Source organism: uncultured Selenomonas sp. (assembly GCA_905372355.1).
Taxonomy (GTDB): Bacteria; Bacillota; Negativicutes; order Selenomonadales; family Selenomonadaceae; genus Selenomonas.
Window position 1 is genome coordinate 35,735 of sequence record CAJPOT010000010.1, and the last position, 22,637, is coordinate 58,371.

18 protein-coding genes and 1 tRNA gene are annotated in these 22,637 nt (G+C 57.0%); 17 read left to right on the forward strand and 2 right to left on the reverse strand.

Features of this window, described 5'->3' with window-relative positions:
* Positions 1–31: 31 nt before the first annotated feature.
* The 9 genes from QZ177_RS07440 to QZ177_RS07480 all read left to right on the forward strand — a co-directional run bounded on the left by QZ177_RS07440 (position 32) and on the right by QZ177_RS07480 (position 11,215).
* A complete protein-coding gene (locus QZ177_RS07440) occupies positions 32–2,194 on the forward strand; it encodes a TonB-dependent siderophore receptor (RefSeq protein ID WP_294176466.1) in 2,163 nt (720 codons plus the stop codon).
* 78 nt (positions 2,195–2,272) lie between these two features.
* A complete protein-coding gene (locus QZ177_RS07445) occupies positions 2,273–3,304 on the forward strand; it encodes an iron ABC transporter permease (protein ID WP_294176468.1) in 1,032 nt (343 codons plus the stop codon).
* A 61-nt stretch (positions 3,305–3,365) separates the two neighbouring features.
* Positions 3,366–4,382, forward strand: a complete 1,017-nt coding sequence (locus QZ177_RS07450; RefSeq protein ID WP_294176471.1) for an iron ABC transporter permease — start codon at positions 3,366–3,368, stop codon at positions 4,380–4,382.
* Between the two features lie 3 nt (positions 4,383–4,385).
* Positions 4,386–5,384, forward strand: coding sequence for an ABC transporter substrate-binding protein (locus tag QZ177_RS07455; RefSeq protein ID WP_294176473.1), 999 nt, complete (start codon positions 4,386–4,388; stop codon positions 5,382–5,384).
* A 410-nt stretch (positions 5,385–5,794) separates the two neighbouring features.
* Complete coding sequence (locus tag QZ177_RS07460; protein WP_294176475.1) at positions 5,795–8,188, forward strand: hypothetical protein; 2,394 nt, start codon at positions 5,795–5,797, stop codon at positions 8,186–8,188.
* 369 nt (positions 8,189–8,557) lie between these two features.
* Positions 8,558–9,280 (forward strand): vWA domain-containing protein, encoded by a 723-nt coding sequence (locus QZ177_RS07465; RefSeq protein WP_294176479.1) that lies wholly within the window; start codon positions 8,558–8,560, stop codon positions 9,278–9,280.
* A gap of 232 nt (positions 9,281–9,512) precedes the next feature.
* Positions 9,513–9,944 (forward strand): flavodoxin, encoded by a 432-nt coding sequence (locus QZ177_RS07470; protein ID WP_294176481.1) that lies wholly within the window; start codon positions 9,513–9,515, stop codon positions 9,942–9,944.
* Between the two features lie 207 nt (positions 9,945–10,151).
* On the forward strand, positions 10,152–10,724 hold the full coding sequence (locus QZ177_RS07475) for a DUF3793 family protein (RefSeq protein WP_037369876.1): 573 nt from the start codon (positions 10,152–10,154) through the stop codon (positions 10,722–10,724).
* 59 nt (positions 10,725–10,783) lie between these two features.
* Positions 10,784–11,215: a flavodoxin gene (locus tag QZ177_RS07480; protein WP_294176483.1), complete on the forward strand. Its 432-nt coding sequence runs from the start codon at positions 10,784–10,786 to the stop codon at positions 11,213–11,215.
* 174 nt (positions 11,216–11,389) lie between these two features.
* Here the strand turns inward: QZ177_RS07480 and QZ177_RS07485 are convergent, their stop codons facing one another.
* Positions 11,390–13,114 carry a methyl-accepting chemotaxis protein gene (locus tag QZ177_RS07485; RefSeq protein WP_294176484.1) on the reverse strand — a complete coding sequence of 575 codons (1,725 nt, stop codon included), beginning with the start codon at positions 13,112–13,114 and terminating at the stop codon, positions 11,390–11,392.
* 16 nt (positions 13,115–13,130) lie between these two features.
* Positions 13,131–14,063, reverse strand: coding sequence for a sugar ABC transporter substrate-binding protein (locus tag QZ177_RS07490; RefSeq protein WP_294176486.1), 933 nt, complete (start codon positions 14,061–14,063; stop codon positions 13,131–13,133).
* Between the two features lie 207 nt (positions 14,064–14,270).
* On the opposite strand from QZ177_RS07490, the gene QZ177_RS07495 reads away from it, so the two are divergent.
* The 8 genes from QZ177_RS07495 to QZ177_RS07530 all read left to right on the forward strand — a co-directional run bounded on the left by QZ177_RS07495 (position 14,271) and on the right by QZ177_RS07530 (position 22,235).
* Positions 14,271–14,346 (forward strand) — tRNA-Ala (locus QZ177_RS07495).
* Positions 14,347–14,542: 196 nt separating this feature from the next.
* Entirely contained in the window at positions 14,543–16,201 is a 1,659-nt protein-coding gene (locus tag QZ177_RS07500) for an RNA-binding domain-containing protein (RefSeq protein ID WP_265070547.1), read from the forward strand.
* 127 nt (positions 16,202–16,328) lie between these two features.
* The gene (locus tag QZ177_RS07505; RefSeq protein WP_294176489.1) at positions 16,329–17,330 is read left to right on the forward strand and encodes an iron ABC transporter permease; all 1,002 of its coding nucleotides are present in this window, start codon (positions 16,329–16,331) and stop codon (positions 17,328–17,330) included.
* Position 17,331: 1 nt separating this feature from the next.
* The gene (locus QZ177_RS07510) at positions 17,332–18,075 is read left to right on the forward strand and encodes an ABC transporter ATP-binding protein (RefSeq protein ID WP_294176490.1); all 744 of its coding nucleotides are present in this window, start codon (positions 17,332–17,334) and stop codon (positions 18,073–18,075) included.
* A gap of 90 nt (positions 18,076–18,165) precedes the next feature.
* On the forward strand, positions 18,166–19,170 hold the full coding sequence (locus QZ177_RS07515; RefSeq protein ID WP_265070544.1) for an ABC transporter substrate-binding protein: 1,005 nt from the start codon (positions 18,166–18,168) through the stop codon (positions 19,168–19,170).
* Positions 19,171–19,407: 237 nt separating this feature from the next.
* Entirely contained in the window at positions 19,408–20,571 is a 1,164-nt protein-coding gene (locus tag QZ177_RS07520; protein WP_294176492.1) for a DUF819 family protein, read from the forward strand.
* A gap of 14 nt (positions 20,572–20,585) precedes the next feature.
* Positions 20,586–21,587, forward strand: coding sequence for a Gfo/Idh/MocA family oxidoreductase (locus tag QZ177_RS07525; RefSeq protein ID WP_294176493.1), 1,002 nt, complete (start codon positions 20,586–20,588; stop codon positions 21,585–21,587).
* A gap of 9 nt (positions 21,588–21,596) precedes the next feature.
* On the forward strand, positions 21,597–22,235 hold the full coding sequence (locus tag QZ177_RS07530; RefSeq protein ID WP_294176495.1) for an HAD-IA family hydrolase: 639 nt from the start codon (positions 21,597–21,599) through the stop codon (positions 22,233–22,235).
* The last annotated feature ends 402 nt before the right edge of the window (positions 22,236–22,637 follow it).

The following is a 22,637-nucleotide window of genomic DNA, read 5'->3' on the forward strand; positions in this document are numbered from 1 at the left end:
CGAGCGATGGGGAGAGGAGCATGGATTCACCGTGAAAAAAGCAAGCAAACGACTCTTATTGACAGCCTTGATGATGGGATGTTCCTTCGGCGCAGCGCATGACGCCTTCGCGGAGGAAGCGGCAAAAACGCCAGTCGAAGCAGAAGATTCACAGCGTACAGCGCAAGAAAACGCCGACAGCGAATATCATCTGCCCGATCTCACAGTTCTAGGAGATCGCAAGACCTTCCGCGGCGGCATGATCGAGAGGAAGAGTACGACGGGCATTCTAGGAGAGAAGGATTCCTTGGAACTGCCCTTCAGTGTCACGACCGTCAGCCAGAAAGCGATCGAGACATTTTCCACACCGCAGAGCGGCGTGATGGACACGCTCTCGCTCGTCCCTTCCGTGCGTGCGTCTTCGAGCAAGAGCGTTCATTCCGTGACGATTCGCGGCTTCCAGCAAAACGGTTATTCCATGTACATCAACGGCATTCCTGGTGCGATGAGTTCAGGCAACCTGCCTTACTACTGGATTGAAAACGCCACTGTAGTCGCAGGGCCCAATCTCGGCGTCAACGGGACGAACATCTCCGATACGATCGGCGGCTCGATCAACTTCCAGTCGAAGAGGGCGCAGACCAAGGACAATACGGATGTACGCCTCTCCTACAACGGCGGCAGATCGTTCGAGCAAGGTGTTGATATCGGCCGGCGCTTTGGTGCAGACAAGGCATTTGGCCTGCGCGTCGCGGCCAACCACATCGGCGGCGAAACGGTGCAGGAGGATAAGAATCTCAAACAGAACAACATCTTCGTGAACTTCGATCATCAGGGAAAACGCTCAACGACGAACTTGATGCTCGGATATAGCCGCATCAAGTACGAGGGCGGCGGTGACGGCTTCAGTGTGGGCAATCTGACAGTACTGCCCAAGGCGCCCGATGCAAGGAAGAGCTACACGCCGTCTTGGCTCTACCATACATACAAGGACACATGGATCATCCTCAACCATGAGCAAAAGCTCAACGATCATGTAACGGCATATATCAATTTCGGACACCATAAGTTCGATTATGACAAGTACTATGAAGGCACGCCTAAACTGACCTCGAACGATGGTGATTTCACGATCAATGCCGAATATTGGCCGCTCGGTCATACGCGTATCTATTTCGGCACAGGCCTGCGCGGCGATTTTCAGACAGGAGATGTCAAGCACGAATACATCATCGGCTTCGACAAGAATTGGGTCAACCGTTTCTCGGGCGGCGGCGATCTTTGGAGCGGCACAGGCAATCTCTACCGCAACAATTCGTGGGCAAGCGTGCCACTGCCCGATTATCAGCCGCCGCTGCAGTTCAAGCAGCAGATGACAGGCTATCATCTCGTAGATACGATGAAGTTCATGGATGATCGCCTGCAGCTTACGCTGGGTCTGCACGGGCATAAATCGAGCTATACGAGAGTCGGTCAGAAGCGCCAGGATTCCGACGCGACGTGCCCGACATTCGCCTTGAGCTACAAATTCACACCGGAAATCATGGGTTACGTCAGCCACAGTGAGTCATTCAACGCCGGGACGCTCGTCTCTGGCGCTTCTTACAAAAACAAGGGCGAAGTCTTGCCGCCTGCAAAGACGAAACAGGATGAACTCGGCGTGAAGATCAAGAAGGGAGATTTCGTCAACACGCTGAGCCTCTTCAAGATTCGCAAAGCGAATACGATCGACGTCATGCGTCCCGACGGAAAGTATCGTCTCAACGATGGCGAGCAGGAAAACACAGGATTTGAATGGGCGTTCACAGGGAAGATCAGCAAGCGCCTCGATCTGGTCGGCGGCATGATGTATCTCGACGCCAAGCAGTCAAAAACGAAGGACGGCGCGAACGACGGCAAAGCCGTCGGCGGTACGTCGAAATTCTCCGGTACGATCGGCGCCGTTTATCATGTCGATCCGGCATGGTCTTTGATCGGCCGAGTTTCGTATCTCGGAAGAGCCGACATCAAGAACGAGACTCTCAGCGTGCCCGCTTCCTGGAAGGTCGATCTCGGCGCTTCTTATGAAACGAAGATGGGAACGACCCCCGTCACGCTGACTTTGATGTGCTACAACGTGACCGGCAAGGACTACTGGATTCCCGTCGCGGGAGCGGATAGCTTGCAATTGAGTGCGCCGCGCTCGGTGTCGTTCGCAGCGAATTTCGAAATCTGATAGTAGGACAGGCAAACGGACTTCTGCGTTTGCCTGTCTTCGTTGTGCGGTTTTGAAGGCTGATGGAGGGATGAGGCCATGATGCTGGAAAAGCTCAAGACGATGGGGACGATGCAGCTTCTTCTGCTGTGCCTGCCGCTGCAATTGCTCGTCGTATGGTGGGGGGTCTCGTCCGGACTTACGGATATTTCCATGTCTGCCATTTTGGGGATGCTCACAGGAAATGCCGACGATGCACTCACCGCGAGCATCCTCTATGAGCTTCGTCTGCCGCGTGTGCTCCTCGCACTTTGCGTAGGCATGGGACTGACCTTGTCAGGCGTCATCATGCAGGCGATCGTGCAGAATCCGTTGGCTGATCCTTATATCTTGGGCGTATCTTCAGGTGCGTATTTCGGCACGGCGGCGGGCCTCTTCCTCGGACTGGGCTCTCTGTTCGGTGCAATCGGCATCGGTGCGTGCTCATTTGCCGGTGCGCTTTTTGTCTCCGTCCTCGTCATCGGCTTTGCCCGTCGAGAAAATGGCGATTTGTCCAATCTTCTCCTGGGAGGCTTGGCGATGGGACTCGTCTTCTCATCGCTCGCAGGCTTTCTCGTCTACAAGGCCAGCGACACGGAGGGCATGGAGTCCATAACCTTCTGGCTCATGGGCAGCGTGGCAAACGCCTCCTTGATTCAGGCGCTCGTCTTATGCGTCGTCGTCGTCGCGATATTCCTTTATTTCATGACGCAGAGCCGCGTACTGAACATCCTCCTCTTGGGACGCGACACGGCGATCACCTTGGGCGTCAATGCCAAGGATCACTTGACGAAGTACTTGCTCTGCAACGGCCTTTTGGTCGGCCTCATCGTCTACAACGCAGGCATGATTGGCTTCATCGGCCTCGTACTTCCGCATATCGTACGCAGCCTTTTGGGCGCCGACCATCGCGTACTGCTGCCCGCAGCGGTCATGCTCGGCGGCATGACCGCCGTCCTTCTGGATCTCCTTTCACGCTCGCTCATTCCGATTCCCGGCGTGGAAATCCCCTTGGGCGTGATGTTTGCGCTCGTCGGCGCACCGCTCTTCATCTATCTCGTATTCCGGCAGAGATATAACGTCTTCATGTAAGACGAGTGAATCTGAACTGCGTGGGGACTGTGAACGACTACCGTATAGGATGGCCTCCTCTATGAAAGAACAAAACGAAAACATCATATTGTATGCAACGCTTGCTGCCATGCTTCTTCTCCTGCCATTGGCGGCCATGACGCGCGGCATCGTCAACGTGGACTTCCATGAGGTTGTGCTGTTTCTCGTCGATCCGACGAATCCACAGATCGCCCCCATTCATGCAGATGTCTTGGCGTACATGCGCGCACCGCGTTTTGTCCTAGCTCTTTTGGCAGGTGGTACGCTCGCCGTCACAGGCGCCGTCATGCAAGCGCTCTTTCGCAATCCGCTGGCGGATCCGTATTTCTTGGGCATCTCTTCTGGTGCAGCACTGGGCGCTGTCCTGATGATGAGCGCAAACATCACGGTGCTTGCGGGATTCTCCGCCGTACCGCTGGGAGCCTTCATCGGCGCGGGACTCTCGACCTTCCTCGTGCTGTGGCTCACACACCGCTATGGAGAGGGAAAGTCCTTCATGACCTTGATTGCAGGACTGGGCATCCATGCCGTTTGCAGTGCCGCCATCAGCCTCATCATCTCTCTTGCACCCAATTCGCGCACGGTGGCGAACATCTCCTATTGGCTGCTCGGCAGTCTGGAGCGCAGCGGCTGGGAAAAGAACCTCTATCTCGCCAGCATTGCCTTGCCGATCATCCTCTTTTTCCTGTTACGTACACGCATACTGAATCTGATGCTCCTCGGCGATATCGAAGCGAGCACGCTTGGCTATCGCTTGGAGAAGAGCCGCAGCCGGTATATCTTCCTATGCGCCATGGCGGTGGCCATGGTCGTCTACAACGCCGGAATCATCGGCTTCGTCGGCCTGGCAGTGCCTCACATCGCGCGATTGCTCGTGGGCAGCAGCTATGAGCGGCTTTTGCCGGTATGCGTCGCCTTGGGCGCAGGCTTCCTCGCGTGGGCAGATGTTTTCAGCCACTTGGCGTTGGAGAACGGCGATATGCCGATCGGCATCATCGTCAGCCTGCTCGGCAGCCCGATTTTTCTGCATCTTCTATTGAAGAGAAAGCGCGTCTGACTCATGAAGAAAACATCATGGTATGCTGTCATCCTGAACGCAGTCTGCGCTTTCTTCCTCGGCTGCTCCTTTGCAGGGGAAGAAAGCGCTCCAACGGAGGGCGTTCCTGTGCGCGTGGAGAACTTGCGCATCGACAATTACTTCGTACAAGGGAAGAATGTGCAGGTATTCACCGAAGTCCCCAAGCGCGTCCTCGTCGTCGGCGACAATGAGACGGAGACGTTGATCGAGCTTGGCGCGGCTTCCTCGATCCTTCTGGCTGCAGCAAACAACGACGGCCCTTTCCCTATGAAGGAGGAGAATGCCCGCATTTTAGAAACCCTGCCACGCGCCATGAATCAACAGCTTCATATGGAATATGTCATGCAGGCACGCCCCGATCTCATCATCGGGAATCAATACTGCTTTACGCGGAACAGTTTGGGCAGCACAGACTACTGGAACGCACACGGCGTAAAAACGCTTGTCAATCTGAGCAGCTCACAGCCGAGGCGACACTACATCAAGGAAACTGTGGCACAGGAGATGGAAAGCATCCGAGACTACGGACGTATTTTCCACGCAGAATCCGCCGCCGAGCACATCGTGCAAGAAACCTACGACTGTATTGATGAAATCAACGAAAAAGCACAAGGATATCCCAAGCCGCGCGTCATGCTGATCGAGCTTATGAGCACGTTCGTTTCGTACGACAAAAGCAAGCTCGCGGGCAACATGGCGGAACAGATCGGTGCCGAAGCGATCGAGACACCTGCCGTCATCACATTTGAGCACATCGCGAAGGAAGATCCCGACGTACTGATGGTCATCTGCAGCCACGCCGAGTACGGTGTCTGCCTGCAGCAGATCTATGAGCATCCAGGCCTGCAGCATACGAAATGCGTGCAAAACCATCGTATCTACAGCATCCCGCTCAGCTATACCTACGGCCCGCTCTGCCATACCGTCGACGGCATAAAGATGATGGCAAAAGCCTTTTACCCAGGGATTGCGATAGAATAAACTACACGCGCAAACGGAAGATTGCAAGTTTAATGGTTTCCCTTTCAGTTGCTTTTGGCTCTCAACTAAAGTTTAACTGAACGGTTTCCAAAATGAAACTTTTTTCGTCAATTTATTTTAAAAATCCCCCTTTTGGCCTAGTGCAGGGGGATTTTTCTGTTGACAAAAGATAAGAAGTCTACTATACTACAAGAAATAGGACTAAAGGATCAGCTATAAATTCACAGCCTCCATCCTAGCGCATCGTTTTCACCTTTTGATTTTCGGCAAATCCTCCATATAGCAAAATATCTGTGCATCTGGCTTGTCTTTTGATAGGATGTAAGAACTATAACGATATGACAAAGAGCGTGGGATATGGATAGATTTTATCAGCGACCTCTTCACAGAGAAAGGAGAAACGATTTTACATGGGGAAAAGGGAAGGACGAAGTTTAGCGCTGATGATTGGGCTCGCCGTTTCAGCGGGTGCAGCGTTGTTTCCGCAGTACGTTGCTGCGGCGGATGTTACGGGACATGACATCGTATCCTCACGCGACTGGTCAGGGCCGGATACGAATCCGCGTGCAGCGGGATACATCGGCTCTGAGAGCGATAGCGGCAACGTCTACGGCAACACGCTGACTGTTGACAGTACGCACCACCCTCCGCACGTACTGAATCAAGGCTATATCGCGGCAGGATACACGGAGGGCGGGGGCGACACCTACGGCAACCGCCTCGTCATCCTGCCCGGCGCACATCTGACGGGGCGTGTCTCCGGCGGACATCTGAACGGGGCGGCACTGTCCGGCCGAACACATCACAACACGGTCATCATGCGGGGCGGCACTGTGACGGATGAGATCTACGGTGGGAATGTCACGGGGACGAACGGCCTGCGCGTTGGCGACGCGGAGTGGAACACTGTGGAGATGAGCGGTGGACGCGCCGAGAAGGGGATCTATGGCGGGCGCGTGCGCAAGAGTGGAAATGTACGGCACAATACCGTGCACATCTCCGGCGGTTGGGCGAACACTGCGGGCGGCGGCGTCGCCCCGCAGGAGGCTGGTGGACACGGAGGAAATGCGGAGGACAACCAGCTCGTCGTCTCGGGCGGTACCGTTCGTACCGCAGTCGGTGGTGTCTCACTGCGGGGCAAGGCTCTTCGCAATACTGTCGAGATCACCGGCGGAACGCTTCGCGTCGTCTATGGCGGCAGCGGTCGGCAGACCGATGGCAACCGCGTTGCCATCTCCGGGGGCGACATTCGTGGGGCTGTAATCGGCGGTTTTTCCGGCATCGGCTCCGCGAACAACAACAGTGTCGCGATCACGGGTGGCTCGGTGCGCGGCGACGTCTATGGCGGACGCAGTCTGCTCGGCAGCGCCGAGGGGAACGTCGTCACGCTCGACGGCGTTCACATCATGCAGGGTAACGTCTACGGCGGCTACGGGGCACGCGGGTCGAAGAACATCGTCAACCTCAAGAACGGCGCGGAGGTGGACGGTATGATCTTTGGCGGCTTCTCCGACGGCAACCGTGAGAACAACAACCTTCTCGCGATCCATGGCGTTGGAACGGCAAAGGCGGAGAAGCTCATCTATGTGCAGCATCTGGACTTTTACCTCGATCCGATGGCGAGCCCCGCCAGCCCGACGCGCTTGCAGCTCCGTACGATGACGCAGAGCCTCTCGGGGGTCTCCGTCGGTGTCGGCGTGAAGGGGCACGCGCTCGTCCTGCGTCCTGGCGACACCGTCAGCCTGCTGCGCGTCGCGCCGGGCGGGACGCTTAACATCAATGGAATGGCGCGAGAAGCTGAGACCATGCACGGTGTCTCCGTCAGCTATGCCTTCGATGTCTGGCGGCGCGGCAACGAGGAACTGGTTGCCACGCTGCGGGCGAGTACCGTCAACCCGCGTACGCGCTCCCTCATCGAGACGCGCACAGCGACGAACGAGCTGATTAACCGCGGTGCAGATCTCCTCGCCTCCGCCGGCATGGGGGCTGCGGATGACGATCGCGAGCGCAGGCGGCAGTATGGAATCTGGGCCGACGTGCAAAAGAGCAGTATGCGCACGAAGACCGACTCGGATATCGACCTGCATGCGTCCAACATGGCGGTCGGTGTCTCCCGCATCTTTGCACGAAAGGGCGGAGAACTCCTGTTCAGCCCTTTCGTTGAGTATGCAACGGGGAAATATGACAGCTACATGGGCGACGGTACGCATGGCAGCGGGGATCTCAGCTATCTCGGCGCGGGAGTTCTGGCGCGGATGGATCGCACGAACGGCGTGTGGATGGAGGCAGTCCTGCACGGCGGCAGCACCAAGGCAAACTATCACGGGCAAGTCTACGCCTCACAGCTCACCACCTATCGCTATACCGCGCCGTACTGGGCGGTGCAGCTCGGTGTCGGCAAGACGCGGCCGGTGGGCAGTGCGGCGCAGCTCGACTGCTATGCACGATACTTCTGGTCGCATACGAATGGCGTATCCGCGCGGTTGAATACGGGGGAGACGTACGACTTCCACGCGACGGACTCACATCGCCTGCGTGCAGGGGCACGCTACACGCGCTTTGGCTCCGCCTCTGCACTGTATGCGGGGCTCGCGCTTGAATATGAGATGGCGGGTGGTGCGACGGCACACTTCCAGAGCTACGATATGCCTGCCTCCAGTGCAACCGGCGCGAGCGTTTTCATGGAACTCGGCTGGCGCAGTACGCCAAAGCACGGGCGTGTCACCTGCGAGGTCAACCTGTCCGGCTGGCAGGGTCATCGGAGCGGCTGGATGGGCAGTGCCCGTATGGATTGGAAATTCTGAGTATCCCCCTACGTCGAAAGCAAGGCGGCTCTGCAAAACGGTATCAAAGGGCGTGTTGTACAAAGGCTTATGGTTCTGTACGGCACGTCTTTTTTGTGTCCTGGGTGTGCGCAAGAATCAAGGAGGCGTTGATACATGCAGTACCGCCATCTGGGTGCATCTTTTTCGCCCTCTCTGCGTCGATAAATCCGCCGCATAACCTTACACCGGCCGTCATACATTCGAACACATCGCGGAAGAAGCCCCCGACGTACGGCTGGTTGCCTTCTCGAATTTTCATCATCCTGTCATACTTACCAGTACCGCCGCAAAGAAAAATGCGCTATAATAAGAACAGTAGAGACTATAGGAAAAGAGGAGGTTTTGAACATGTGGAAAAAGTGGACGCTTTCCTTTCTCGCGCTTGCACTCTGTGCATTCTTGGGAGCTGCCGTACCCGCTGAAGCGGCGGCCAAGGAGAAGCCCGCGCGCGTGGAACTCGTGATGGTGCTCGACAAGAGCGGCTCGATGTCGGGGCTGGAGTCGGATACGATCGGCGGCTTCAATTCGATGATCGAGAAGGAGAAGAAGCTCGATGCGAAGGTCAATGTCACGACGGTGCTCTTCAACGACAAGATCGATACGATCTATAACCGCGAAGATATCCGGCGCATCAAGCCGCTGACGGATAAGGAGTACGAGGTCGGCGGCACGACAGCGCTTTTGGACGCCGTAGGCTCGACGATCCTCAAGGTCGCACGCACGGAGGGCATCGAGAACGAGGATACGAAGGTCGTCTTCGTCATCATCACGGATGGCCTGGAGAACGCCAGCGAGGAGTTCACGCGCGAGAAGGTCAAACAGATGATTTCCGACAAGCAGGAGAAGGCGGGCTGGGATTTCATCTACCTCGGCGCGAACATCGACGCGGAGAAGGAAGCGGCGAGCATCGGCGTCAACCAGAAGAACGCTGTGACTTACCGCAACACGAAATCGGGCGTGCGCAGGAACTTCGACGCCGTCAGCGCCTATGTGGCGGAAGCTGTAGCTGATCCGAGCGCCGAGAGCGGCAGCTGGAAAGAGCATGTGGAAAAGGACGAGACGCAGGATTGAGACGCTCAGAAAGCAAAAGCCCCGAAGCCATCACGCGATGGCTTCGGGGCTTTTATCTTGCTGGATACGCAGTTCTTTTTCTGACTATATATGTATATGAATGACACCGAAACTCCTATATATAAATCTAAAAGGGTTGGGCGAAGTTGACGATAGCAGATAAAAATGCTATATTGATATGAGAATGATTATTTGTAAAATCTTTGATAAAGAGAACATGGGAGGTTTTTTCATGAAAAAAGTTGCGGTAGTATATTGGAGCGGCAGCGGCAATACGGAAGAGATGGCGAAGGCTGTCCTGGAGGGCGCGAAGAAGGGCGGTGCGGATGCGGAGCTCAAGCGCTTCGAGGATTTCAAGGTCGCCGATCTGGCGGGCTATGACGGCTTCCTCTTCGGCTGCCCGGCGACGGGTTCGGAGGAGCTGCAGGAGGACTATGTCGAGCCGTTCTTCGCTGAAGCGGAGTCGAAGCTCTCGGGCGTGCCGGTCGGACTCTTCGGCTCGTATGGCTGGGGCGGCGGCGCCTTCATGGAATCGTGGGCGGAGCGCGTGCGCACGGCGGGCGCGAAGCTCGTAAGCGATGGACTCGCCGTCGAGAACGCGCCCGACGACGACGGGATCAAGGCGTGCGAGGAGCTTGGCGAAGCGCTGGCGAAGTCGCTTTGAGTCTTTCCGTGCCTTTCTGGCGCGAGGCGGCGTCATAGGGATGCCCGGAGAGCGGTTCTGCATCGTGGAAGGATGGTGCAGAGCCGCTCTTTTCGTATGCGCCGGAAAGGGTGGGATGCTTGTCGATCGCCTTGGGCAAAAAACTTTTATTTTTATATTGAAAATCATTACCGTATATGCTATCCTATACATACATTGCTGGAGGTGATGATTTTGGGTAAGGATGGTTTCGAGCGTATGCTCTGCTTCCACTGTGCGCCGACGTTCGCGGGGATCAAGCCTGCGAGCCTTGTTTCTTTCCAGAAGAGCCGCTTCGAGGATTTCGATGCGCTTCTTGAATCGTATGCGACATGCTTCGAGTGCAAAGGCATCACGCCCGTCCGCTTGACGGAGGGCGAGGAGTATGTCCTCATGCTATTCTACCGCAGGAAGCTCCTCGAACGGATCTTGGAGCAGCCGGCGGTGCTCGCGCTTCTGGCGCGATTCGGCTATCGTGCAGGTGATGCGATCGAAGCGCATTTGGAGTATCTTTCCATGCGCATCCAACTCCAGAAGAGTTTCCCACATGAGGTCGGCCTCTTCCTCGGCTATCCGGCGGAGGACGTGGAGGGCTTCATCGAGAACAAGGGGCGCGATTTCGCTTGCGCGGGCTATTGGAAGGTCTACGCGAACGAGGAGGAGACGCGCGCTCTCTTCCAGCGATATACGGACTGCACGGAGCGTCTTTGTGCGCGTCTGGGGCGCGGCACGCCGATGGCGGAGCTTTTGGAAGCGGTCTAGCGCGCAGGGATGGTCAGCGGTTCTTTGCAGCAAGAAAAAATCATCAGGAGGTCTTTGACATGGGAAAAGTAGCGGTTGTATATTGGAGCGGCACGGGCAACACGGAAGAGATGGCGAAAGCCGTCCTTGAGGGCGCGAAAAAGGGCGGCGCAGAGGCGGAGCTCTTCACGGTCAGCGATTTCAGCGCGGACAAGATGGCCGACTACAACGGTTTCCTCTTCGGCTGCCCCGCCATGGGCGACGAGGTCTTGGAAGAGGACGAGTTTGAGCCGTTCTTCACGGAAGCGGAAAAGAAGCTCTCGGGCGTTCCTGTCGGCCTCTTCGGCTCGTACGGTTGGGGCGCTGGCGCCTGGATGGAGGCTTGGGCGGAGCGCACGAAAGCTGCCGGCGCCAAACTCGTCTCCGACGGCGTGATCGTCGAGAATGCGCCCGATGACGACGGCGTGAAGGCCTGCGAGGATCTCGGCGAAGCCGTCGCCAAGGCGCTCTGAGAAGGTTCGCCAACCTCGCGGCAGATGCCGCAGATTCCTTCTCGCGCAAGCGAACTACACGCACAAAAAGACTGCCGCGCTTCGGCGCGCGGCAGTCTTTTTGCTTGCTGTTCTTTTGAGGAGAAACGAAGTGGAGATTTTGAACGAGCGGTTTTTTGCCTGCAGATTCAGAAATCACTTGGAGAACGCCGTCACGAGATTCTTGAGGCGTTCCGTGCCTTCCTTGAATCCCTGTACCTTTTCGAGGATGTCGGCGTACCGTTCCGCCATGCCGACGATGTTTTCGGCGATGCGCGTGTTGCCGTCGGCGCTCTCGTGCGTTGCACGTCCGATCTCGTCCATCGACTGGTTCATGTTGCGCACGGAGGAGAGGAGCTCTTCGGAGCTTTTCGTGCTGCCCTTGGCCGTCCTGTGGAAGAATTCTGCGTCTTCCTTGTACTGCACGGCGGTCTCGTCCATCTGTTCATAGTCCTTGCGGATGTCTTCATCGATGAAGTGCAGGAGGTCGAAGGCGCCTTTTGATAGGGCCTCCATCGCTCCCATGACCTGGCCGGTGAGGTTCTTGATTCTCTCCGCTGTTTCCTGTGACTGCTCGGCCAGTTTGCCGACTTCGCCGGCGACGACGGCGAAGCCGCGTCCCTGCTCGCCGGCGCGCGCGGCTTCGATGCTCGCATTCAGCGCGAGGAGGTTCGTCTGCTCGGCGACGTCTGTGATGGCCTGTGTGAGCGTCTCGATCTCCTGCACGACCTTCGCGGCTTCGATGGCGTTCTCTACGGAGGTCTTCGTCGAGGCGTAGACGCGGTTCGAGGCTTCCTGCGACTGCTCCATCTTCGCTTTCAGCTCGGTCGCGCGCACGGCAATCTCGCGCGTGTACGCCTCGCTCTTCTTCATTTCCTGCACGGTGTGCTGGATCTCTTCACTCAGGTGACCGCTGACCTGCTGCATGCTCGCCGTCGAGGCCGCCGTCTCTTCCATGCCCGCAGACATCTCCTCCGTCACGGCGGACATGTCCTGCGTCTCGTTGTTCATCGCGTTGATCATCGCTTCGAGTTCACCGACGACGGCATCCGTCTTTTCGGCTTCCTCGTGCACCTGCTTCATGAAGCCCTGCATCTTCATCAGCGCCTTGACGACGACGCCGATCTCATCGGCGCGGTTCGACAGCGCGGCTGGAATCTCGCGGTCCAAGTCGCCCGTCGCGACGGCATTGAGGTGGTCGATCGACGTATTCAAGGGCGCCGAGATGTTGTCCGCGATGATGCGCGACATGACGATGCCGAGAATCAGGCTGATGAGGATGATCGCGGCGAAGATCTTCAGCGTGCGTGCATACTGGATGTTGTTCGCCTCGAAGAGCTGCTTGCCCTGGAACACGTTGTCTGGCGTCAGAACCTGCATGTTGGCGCCGATCGCCGTCAAGGAGGAGAGCTGATTGTACGCTTCCGCCTTGTCCTCGGGCGCTGTGCCGAGTGTGCCGACAGCCTTGACCGCGGCGTCTGCCGCATCGAGATCCTTGTCAAGTGCGGAGAGCGCTTCCTTTGTGCGATCGCTCTGCTTCATCTTCTGGATTTCTTCCACGTCGTGCCGGATGCCCGCGAGGTTGCCCGCGATGTCATCGAGGAGGATCTGACGATTCTCCTGCGTGAAATTCTGCTGCACGATGTAAGAAACATTGACGTTGATGCTGCGCAGTCGGTTGTTCGCGTCGTTTAGATACTGCGTCGTCATCAAGTTGTGGTGATACATCTCGTCGAGCGCCTGCTTTGCCGAATGGCTCGAATAGATGCCGACGACGGCGACGAGTGCCACGGTGAGGAGGAGGAAGACGGAAAGGATCGCAACCTTCGTCTTTACGCTGTAATCCTTCAGGATCTCGCTGCCCAAAGTAAAATTGCTCATATTTCCCAGCCCCCCCTTACTTCACGAACTGCGCGACATTTTCGCGCGTGATGGACGTGAACGGAATGTCAAGGCTTTCGGTCGGCGCCTTGCCGCTTAGGAAGCCTTGGACGAGCGTGACCGCGCCCGCCGCCTGTCCTTCGGCGTCCTGCTTGACCGTCTGCGAAAGCTCGCCCGCTTCGACCGCTGCGAGGCCTGCAGGCGTAGCGTCGACGCCCGTCACGAGGCAGCCGTTGAGACGGTTTGCCGCTTTCAAGGCCTGGATAGCGCCCAAGGCCATCTCATCGTTTGCCGCGACGACGCCGTTGATCTCGGGGAAGAAGCTCAGCCAGAGCGTCATGGCCTTCATTCCTTCCGCCTTGCTCCAGCTTCCGTCGACGGAAGCGAGGAGCTTGACGTCGGGACGCTTGTCGAGGCACGCTTCCTTGAAGCCTTCCCAACGCTTGACGGCGACGCCCAGGGAACTTTCGCCCATCAGGTAGACGACCTTGGCGTTCGGCGGCAGATGGCTTGCCATGAACTCGCCCTGCATCCGGCCGGCCTCGCGGTCGTCGGAGAGCGAGCCGATCACTTTCGGATCGTTCACGTCGCGGTTCATGATGACGACGGGGATTCCTGCCTCGCGCGCCTTCTCGACCGTAGGCACGATGCTCGTTCCGTCCATCGCGAGGAGCACGATGGCGGCCGCCTTGTTGCTGATCGCCTCGTTCAGCTGGTCGATCTGCAGATTGCTGTCGCCCTTGGCGTCGAGGAATTCCACATCAAGCCCTGCCGATTTCGCCTTCTCGGCAAAAGTGTTCTTGAGCTGCATGGCGAAGGCGTCGGCATCGTTGTGGTTCGCGTAGATCACCTTGCCCGATCCCCCGATACCGGAAGAGCCGCAGCCCGCCAAGAGGAGACACCCCAAGACGGTCAGGAGAAAGAGCAGACATTTTCTTGTCAGACTCATGGTTTCACGTCCTTTCCTGCAGAGCTGCGATTCCTGTCGCATCTCTGCGCTCAAATATAGTCCTTCAGCTCTACACCTTCTTCGACTTCTAATGAAATTCTCCTGCTTCATCGGGAAATATATTCTTCCTTCTTGGGTATATTGGGAAAATATGATTTTTTTCTTGCATTTTCTTTCGATATGCAGTATACTTGCGTAGTACGACATGGGGACGTAGCTCAGCTGGGAGAGCGTTCGGTTCGCATCCGAGAGGTCGAGGGTTCAATCCCCTTCGTCTCCACCATCTCGACAAGTGAGGAATCGGCTGTTTGCCGATTCTTTTTTTGTGTTATAGATGAGGCTTTGGTTTTGCGGGAGCGCGGATATAGCTTGCTCGTCAAGGAAGCGGTCATTGCAAATAACGATATTGTGGTTATCTGCGATAAAAAATAACCACAGTATCGTTATTTTTGATATAATAACCATAAAGAGGTGATCCCATGTGTAAGATTCCTGCGAAAGAGAGTCTGTCCGTCGAGTTTAAAAGCGACAAGAAATGCTTATCGAACAGCATTCTGCTCGATGCCGTCGTTGGATTGGCCAATACGGATGGCGGCATATTATATCTAGGCGTAGAAGATGACGGAGAAATCACGGGACTTCACGGGGCGCATATGGATGTGCTTCCCGTCATGGCTTTTGTGGCAAACAATACGGTTCCTTCTGTTTCCGTGCGCACGGAAATCGTCAGGGTGGACGGCATTCCCGTCCTGCGCATCGATGTGCCAAAAAGCCGCAGCATCGTGGCTACCGGCAGCGGAAAAATTTTGCGCCGTCGCTTGAAGGCGGATGGATCTCCGGAAAATGTGCCACTCTATCCATTTGAGATTCCTATACGGTTATCTGAATTAGGCGCTTTCGATTTTTCTGCGCAAATGGTACCGAATGCTGACTTCGCTGACTTAAGCAGCGCCCAGATCCTGCACTTACGCCATATTATCGCCCAGCGACATGGAGAGGCGGAGCTTTTAGAGCTGTCGGATCAAGAACTCTTGGAAGCCCTGCGTTTGACCGTTGAGCATGAGGGGAGAATGCTGCCGACCATTGCCGGACTGCTTCTCCTCGGCAAGGAAGAAAGCCTTGCACGTTTCATCCCTACGGCACAGACTGCATTTCAAGTTCTTGAGGGTTCTGCCATTCGATTGAATGAGCAGACACGCTTGCCGTTGCTTGCCGTCTTTGAGAAATATGCAGAATATTTCAAGGCGTGGAATCCGGAACGAGATATCGAGCAGGGGCTGTTTCGCACAGCCATTCCCGAATTTTCTCCCGCCTCTTTTCGCGAAGCGCTTGTCAATGCTTTTTGTCATCGTGATTATGCACAGCTCGGCATGACGCTCGTGCAAATTACAGAAGAAGGTCTGACCATCGAAAACCCCGGCGGCTTTATTGAAGGAATATCTTTGCGCAATCTCATTTCCGCTGCGCCGCGCGGCAGGAATCCGGCGCTTGCCGATGCTATGAAACGCATAGGGCTTGCCGAGCGTACGGGGCGCGGCATTGATCGCATATTTGCGGGTTCCATCATCTACGGTCGTCCGTGGCCCGATTACTCCGAGACAACGGAGAACAACGTACGGGTTTTTATTGCGCGTGCCAAGCCGAATCTGGCTTTCATGAAGCTCATCCAAGATGAGCAGCAGCGTACGGGGAATCTGCCATCAATCCATGCCCTGCTGATTCTTTCGGCCTTGCAGATGGAACGCCGCCTGACGTTTGCCGATCTCGGGAAAATGACACATCTGAGCGAACATCGCATCCGTGCGAACCTTGAACGTATGGTTGAGAATGGAGTGATAGAAGCGAAGGGAAGCGGAAAAAACCGCAGTTACATGCTCAGTGCTCAAATGTATGCGGCAGCGAATGAAACCGCTGCCTATGTTCGCCAGGCCGGCATCGAAGAAGTACGTCAGCCCGAACTCATCCTGCGGTACGTTCAGGCACAGGGCAGCATTACACGAGGAGAAGCTGCCGATCTCCTGCGCGTCAGTGACAATTATGCCTATGTGTTGCTCAAGCGACTGACAGAGGACGGCAGGCTGCGAGCTGTCGGGCAGAAGCGCGGGCGCAAGTATGTGCTGTCGACACATTCGCATTGACAATACTATTCTTCTTAGGTATGATTAGGTTTAGTGAAATGAAACGTATACGCTTCCGCCGTTGAGGACAGCGGAGCGTTCCGCCAAGTGGTAGGTCTTCGATGCTTGGCAACACGAAAGGATACCGATGAAATCATTGAGACTGCGTGCGGCTTTCTTGGTTCTCGTGCTCATTTGCAGCATTGTGCTCGCGTTGGGGTTCGGCTCGGTGACACTGCCGACGGATACGCTCTTCGCTGAGATCTCTGCGGCTCTTTCAGGAGAATCATCGAAGAATGCGATGATTCTTTTCGACATTCGCCTGCCGCGCATCCTTTTTGCGGCGCTTGCCGGAGCCGCTTTGGGACTCACGGGGCTTTTGATGCAGACGGTCTCGCAGAATTATCTTGCTGACCCCTATATTCTCGGCGTTTCGGCGGGAGCGAGCACAGGCGCCGTCGTCTGCATCGTCTCGGGACTGGCGCAGCAGCTTTTTGGCTATGGCATTTACGTCGGCGCCTTTTTCGGCGCGGCGCTTTCGACGGCGCTCGTGATCTTTCTGACGGGGAGGAGCGGCAGTCCCGTGCGCCTCGTTCTCATGGGAATGGGCATCTCGGCGCTCTTTTCCGCCCTGACGATGCTCGCGATTTACGGAGCGAAGGATGAGGCGCAGGTGCGAAGCGCCATGTTCTGGCTCATGGGCAGCCTCACGGGCATCCAGTGGAAGGCGGTGCCTGTCATGGCGGCGTCGCTCGCGGCGCTCATGCTCTTCATCTACCTCTTGCGCCATGAGCTTGACATCCTCCTGCTCGGCAAGGAGGAAGCGCGTCATCTCGGCATGTCCGTCATGCGCCTGCAGCGGCTCATCGTGCTCTTTTCGTCCGCCGTCGTGGCGGTTGTCGTGGCGCTCTCGGGCATCATCGGCTTCATCGGACTCATCATCCCACATGCGGCGCGCTTCTTCGGCGAGCCGAAGCACGGCGTGCTGCTGTGGTTCACGGCGCTTTTCGGCGGCATCGTCCTCGTCTGGGCCGATGTGCTCGCGAGAAGCGCCTTCCGCCCCGAAGAGCTTCCCATCGGCATCTTGACGGCGGGACTTGGCGCGCCCGTGTTCCTGTGGATCATCAGCCGCAAGTACGGAGGCTATTGACATGCTCTCGGTCAGGAACTTGTCTTTCACGGTCGGCGCAAAAAAGATTCTCGACGACGTGTCCGTCGACTTCGCTGCGGAAAAGATCACGGCGATCCTCGGTGCAAACGGATCGGGAAAAAGCACCTTGATGTCCTTCCTCGGGAAGAATCGTGCTGCGCCCGGTCACGTTTTTTTCTGCGGCGAAGACATCAGCGCGATTTCGCCGCACGCTTACGCCTTGAAGGCGGCAATGCTGCCGCAGCAGCGCGAAACCATCGCGGACTTCGCTGTCGAGGACGTCGTCGTCATGGGGCGCTTCCCCTACAAGCGGCAGTTTCGCGACTACACGCAAGCCGACTGCGAGATCGCGCGCACTGCCATGCGCGAGGTCGGCATTGAGGCGATGGCGAAGCGCCGCATCGGCAGCATGTCGGGCGGCGAGATCCAACGCGTCATGATCGCCAAGGTTCTCGCGCAGAAGCCGGAACTCATCCTTATGGACGAGCCGACGAACCACCTCGACGTCCGCTACAAGGTCGCGCTCATGAACACGCTGCGCGCCTACGGCGGCACGATCGTCCTCGTGTTGCACGACCTGTCGCTCGCCGCCCAGTATGCCGACCGCGTCGTCGTCATGAAAGACGGTCGCATACGAGAAGAAGGGGAGACGGGCGCCGTTATGCGCACGGAGCTTTTGGAAGAGATCTTCGGCGTTCCCTTCGTGCGATTTGAGAAGAACGGGCGCGTCTATTTGAATTATTGAAGAATCACTGATACATTCAGCGTTTCCTTGTATGAGTCGTATGGTCGCGGCAAGCGCTGCGGCAAGGGTATATATCAAAGGAGGATCTTTATGAAGAAATGGCTGAAGAAGACGGCTGCGGCGGGACTCGCCGCCCTGCTCCTCGCATCGCTCGCCGGCTGCGGCAATGACGCAAAGAAGGCGGAGGAAGGAAAGGCGGCGGGCTATCCCGTCACATGGACGGAAACGCTCGACGGGAAGGAAGTGACGGCTTCGGTGGAAAAGGCGCCGAGCCGCGCCATCTCGATGTCGCAGGCAACGACGGAAATGATGCTCGCGCTCGGTCTTGAGGATAAGATGGTCGGCACGGCGATGAAGGAGGAAGACATTTACCCGCCCTTGCAGGCGTCTTATGACAAGGTCAAGGTGCTCGCGGAAAAGTGGCCGTCCTACGAAACCTTCATGGCAGAAAAGCCCGATTTCGCAACGGGTTGGGAGGTGCCTTTCACGAAGCGCGGCATTCCCGCAGATTCGATTACGGCACAGGGCGTGCCCATCTATATCCCGTCTTCGATGCAGAAGCTCGATGCTGGCCTCGATACCGTGTTTGACGACATGATGAAGCTTGGCGCGATTTTCGGTGTCGAGCCGAAGGCGCAGGAATGGGTTGACGGGCAGAAGAAGATCCTCGCAGACGTGCAGGAAAAGATCAAGGATCTGCCGAAAAAGCGCGTGTTCATTTACGACGCCTCGGACGGTAAGCCTTTCACTGCTTACAAGGGCTACACGACGAACATCCTCAAGCTTATCGGCGCGGAAAATGTCATGGCGGACGCCGGCGTTGACAAGACATGGGCGGCGACGACATGGGAAAGCGTGGTCGCTGCAGATCCCGAGTACATCATCATTGCCGACTACAGCAACGGCATACGGAACGATGACGACTTCCAGAAGAAGGTCGCCGCCATCAAGGAAAATCCTCAGCTTGCGAATGTCAAGGCCGTCAAGGAAAACCACTTCCTCAAGGTGAAACTCTCGGAGATCACGCCGGGCGTGCGCACGGTCGAGGCATTGAAGCGCCTTGCCGAAGAGATTCACGGAATCAACCTGCAGTGAGACTCTCAAGGAAGCGCTGCTCGGCGATGTTGAAGCTTCCCGTACGTTCTTGATGCTGCCTGGCACGTCTCCCGCATGTGCGGGGTGTGCATGAATTCTCAATACTTGACCAAAAGAGGCGCCTGTGCGGCGCTTTTTTTGGATTTGTACGAAAGGCGAGTAGTCCGGGCGCTTTCCTTATGGTATACTGGCAGGGAGTTCTGTATACCGACGCTTTTGCAAAAAAGGAGGGATTTGATGATCACCGACGGGCTTTCCTATGTCTCCGTCCTTGTGTTCTTCGCGTCTGTGATTCTTGCTGCCGAAAGGGTGACGGGGTGGACGGTCTTTCGCTTCGTCCCCGGCGTCGTCTTCATCTACATCGGTTCGATGCTGCTCGCTACGCTCGGCGTCTGGAGCATGGCGGCAACGAAGCCCGTCTATCGCGAGCTTTCGGCGCTCCTGACCTATGCGATGATCTTCACGATGCTCCTGCGCTCGGATGTCCGCAAGATCTTTCGCATCGGGCCGCGCATGCTCCTCGGCTTCTTCTCTGCGACCGTCACGATTGCCGCCGGGTTCGTCGTCGCCTTCCTCGCCATGAAGGATCATCTCGGCGTCAACGCGTGGATGACGCTCGGTGCACTCTCCGGCTCATGGATCGGCGGCTACGACAATATCATGGAGATTCAGACCGCGCTGCACATTCCAACGATCGACATGGAAGGTGCGTTCATCGTCGACTCTATCGACTATACGATCTGGGTCCTGTTCCTCTTCTGGCTCGTCACGCTTGCCCCGCGCTTCAATCGCTGGATGGCAGTGGATACGGCGAAGCTGGACGCCGTATCGCAGGCGATCGAGGACGATGATGCGAGGAGGACGGGAGATATTTCTTTTCAAGGAATCTTCTTGATCTTTGGCACGTCGCTCCTCGTTTCCTCCGTTGGCGCAGATCTCGGCCCCTTGCTTTACGTTGCCATGCCCTTTCTCACGCAGTCCATCTGGACGATTCTCTTCATTGCAGCCTCCGGACTCATCGCCGCCTTTTCTCCGCTCGGGCGCATTGCCGGCTCCATGGAGGTTGCAAACGTGATGCTCTACTCGCTCATCGCGCTCATCGCCTCGCGCACATCCCTGCTGCAGTTCGGCGATGCACCCGCCTGGGTGCTCGCGGGCTTCATCATCCTCGGCGTGCACTTCCTTCTCATGGCGTTGATCGCACGCATCTTCCGGCTCGACATGTTCACGCTGTGCATATCCTCGATGGCGAATATCGGCGGCGCAGCGTCAGCGCCGATTCTCGCGAGCCTGTATTCCGGCGCTTTGATCCCCGTCGGCATATTCCTGGCGATCCTTGGACACATCATCGGCACGCCGCTCGGACTATGGATTGCACGCTTGCTGGAAATGCTCGCTTGAAGGGGTTGTACGTTATGGAAAAGAAGAGAACCTGCCGCTGGGCGACGATCGGCTGCGGCACGATCGCGCATGAAATGGCGCAGGCGCTGCAGCGGCTCGGACGCGGCTTCTGCGCTGCAGCGGGGCGCACGCCGCAGAAGGTGAGGGACTTCGCGGCAGAGTTCGGCATAGAAAAAGCGTACGATACGCCGGCGGCTCTCTTCGCCGACCCGGACATTGACATCGTCTACATTTCGACGCCGCACAATACGCATGCGCCCTACATCATGCAGGCGCTCTCCGCCGGCAAGCATGTACTCGCGGAAAAGGCCATCACGCTCAATGCGCACGAGCTTGCGACGGCGGCCTCTCTCGCCGAGGAGAAGGGACTCGTCCTCGCTGAGGCGATGACGATCTACCACATGCCGCTCTATCGTGCGCTCGCCTCGCGCATCGAGGCGGGCGAGTTCGGCTCGATGCGTCTCGCGCAGCTGAGCTTCGGCAGTTATAAGCCTTACGATATGGAAAACCGCTTCTTCAATCTCCGTCTCGCGGGCGGCGCACTCCTCGACATCGGCGTCTACGCTTTGTCCTGCGCACGTTTTTTCCTCGCGGAAAACCCTGAGGAAATCGTCTCTCTGGCGCGTCTTGCACCGAGCGGTGTCGACGAGCAGGCGGTCATCGTGCTTAAGAACAGCGCCGAGGAAATGGCCGCCATCACGCTGTCCCTTCACGCCAAGCAGCCCAAGCGAGCCGTGTTCTCCTTCGACGACGCTTATATCGAGATCTGCGACTATCCGCGTGCCGACCGTGCTTCCATCATCTGGGCGGCGGATGGACGCCGGGAAGATGTTGCGGCGGGCGAGACGGAAAAAGCGCTCGATTACGAGGTCCTCGCGATGGAGCGCGCCGTCCGCGGGGAAGGAAACGAGATGCGCTTCGACTATACGCGGGGCGTCATGGAGATCATGACGAAGCTGCGGGAAGCCTGGGGCGTCAAGTACCCCGAGGAAGAAGCGGCTGCAGAAAGATCTTGAGGTGAATGAATGAAATACCGCTATTATCTGTTTGATTTCGATTATACGCTTGCAAATTCGGAAAAGGGCATCACAGGCTGCTTCCATACGACGCTTAGGAAGCTCGGCTATGACGACGTGCCCGACGAGGCGATCCGCCGCACGATCGGCCTGCCGATGGACGAAGCGATCCGCCGCATTGCGGGCATCGAGGAGGCGGCGGAATGCGAGCGTTTCCTCGTCAGCTATCGCAAGGAGGCCGACAAGGAAATGACGCCGAATACGCATTTCTATCCCGAGACGCTGCCGCTCCTCGAAAAATTGCGTGCGGCAGGTGTGAAGACCGCCATCATCTCGACGAAGACGCGCCATCGCATCATGGAGAAGTTCATCGCTGAAAATGTCACGCATCTTCTCGACTTCGTCATCGGCTGCGAGGACGTCGAGACGTTCAAGCCCTCGCCCGAAGGCATTCTCGCCGCCTGCCGCCGCTTCGGCGCGGCAAAGTCCGAGGTCATCTACACGGGGGACAACTTGGTCGACGCCGAAGCGGCGCAGGCGGCCGGCGTCGACTTCGCCGCCGTGCTCACGGGCACGACGGAAAGAGCTGCCTTCGAGGCGCTGCCGCATGTGAAGATTATGGGAAATCTCGGCGAACTGCTGGCATAGCGAAGTGGGATTGAACCGCTTTGGACGCGCATGGCCGAACATGCGAAAAGATGGCGGCCATCGCTCTGTGCCTGCCCGGATTGCTGCGATGTATTGACGCAAACGCAAAGAACGAATAACCGCCGCGCTTTCGCGCGGCGGTTATTCGTTCAGGCACGATTCTTTCGTCATTCACTTCTCATCCGACTTTTTTTCGAGACTCACCGTCCCATCGGATTCTCCTCCTTTCCGAGTATTCGGAGGCTTCCTTTGACTGCCCCCGTCAAGCGCAGGTACCGGTCACTTCATCCGCCGGCTTCCTTTTCCCCCTTTGCTTGCCTTCATTATACAGCAAATGGTTTGACTTGTCAAGATTTTCTGACGATTTACCGTAAAAATCCAAGGGGTCAAGCCTGAGGGGGA

Bases quoted from the DNA above. Each gene is read 5' to 3' on its own strand.
- QZ177_RS07460 (WP_294176475.1), top strand. From the start codon at position 5,795: ATGGGGAAAAGGGAAGGACGAAGTTTAGCGCTGATGATTGGGCTCGCC.
- QZ177_RS07510 (WP_294176490.1), top strand. From the start codon at position 17,332: ATGCTCTCGGTCAGGAACTTGTCTTTCACGGTCGGCGCAAAAAAGATT.
- QZ177_RS07525 (WP_294176493.1), top strand. From the start codon at position 20,586: ATGGAAAAGAAGAGAACCTGCCGCTGGGCGACGATCGGCTGCGGCACG.
- QZ177_RS07475 (WP_037369876.1), top strand. From the start codon at position 10,152: ATGATTTTGGGTAAGGATGGTTTCGAGCGTATGCTCTGCTTCCACTGT.
- QZ177_RS07445 (WP_294176468.1), top strand. From the start codon at position 2,273: ATGATGCTGGAAAAGCTCAAGACGATGGGGACGATGCAGCTTCTTCTG.
- QZ177_RS07450 (WP_294176471.1), top strand. From the start codon at position 3,366: ATGAAAGAACAAAACGAAAACATCATATTGTATGCAACGCTTGCTGCC.
- QZ177_RS07515 (WP_265070544.1), top strand. From the start codon at position 18,166: ATGAAGAAATGGCTGAAGAAGACGGCTGCGGCGGGACTCGCCGCCCTG.
- QZ177_RS07530 (WP_294176495.1), top strand. From the start codon at position 21,597: ATGAAATACCGCTATTATCTGTTTGATTTCGATTATACGCTTGCAAAT.
- QZ177_RS07480 (WP_294176483.1), top strand. From the start codon at position 10,784: ATGGGAAAAGTAGCGGTTGTATATTGGAGCGGCACGGGCAACACGGAA.
- QZ177_RS07490 (WP_294176486.1), bottom strand. From the start codon at position 14,063: ATGAGTCTGACAAGAAAATGTCTGCTCTTTCTCCTGACCGTCTTGGGG.
- QZ177_RS07485 (WP_294176484.1), bottom strand. From the start codon at position 13,114: ATGAGCAATTTTACTTTGGGCAGCGAGATCCTGAAGGATTACAGCGTA.
- QZ177_RS07520 (WP_294176492.1), top strand. From the start codon at position 19,408: ATGATCACCGACGGGCTTTCCTATGTCTCCGTCCTTGTGTTCTTCGCG.
- QZ177_RS07465 (WP_294176479.1), top strand. From the start codon at position 8,558: ATGTGGAAAAAGTGGACGCTTTCCTTTCTCGCGCTTGCACTCTGTGCA.
- QZ177_RS07455 (WP_294176473.1), top strand. From the start codon at position 4,386: ATGAAGAAAACATCATGGTATGCTGTCATCCTGAACGCAGTCTGCGCT.
- QZ177_RS07500 (WP_265070547.1), top strand. From the start codon at position 14,543: ATGTGTAAGATTCCTGCGAAAGAGAGTCTGTCCGTCGAGTTTAAAAGC.
- QZ177_RS07470 (WP_294176481.1), top strand. From the start codon at position 9,513: ATGAAAAAAGTTGCGGTAGTATATTGGAGCGGCAGCGGCAATACGGAA.
- QZ177_RS07505 (WP_294176489.1), top strand. From the start codon at position 16,329: ATGAAATCATTGAGACTGCGTGCGGCTTTCTTGGTTCTCGTGCTCATT.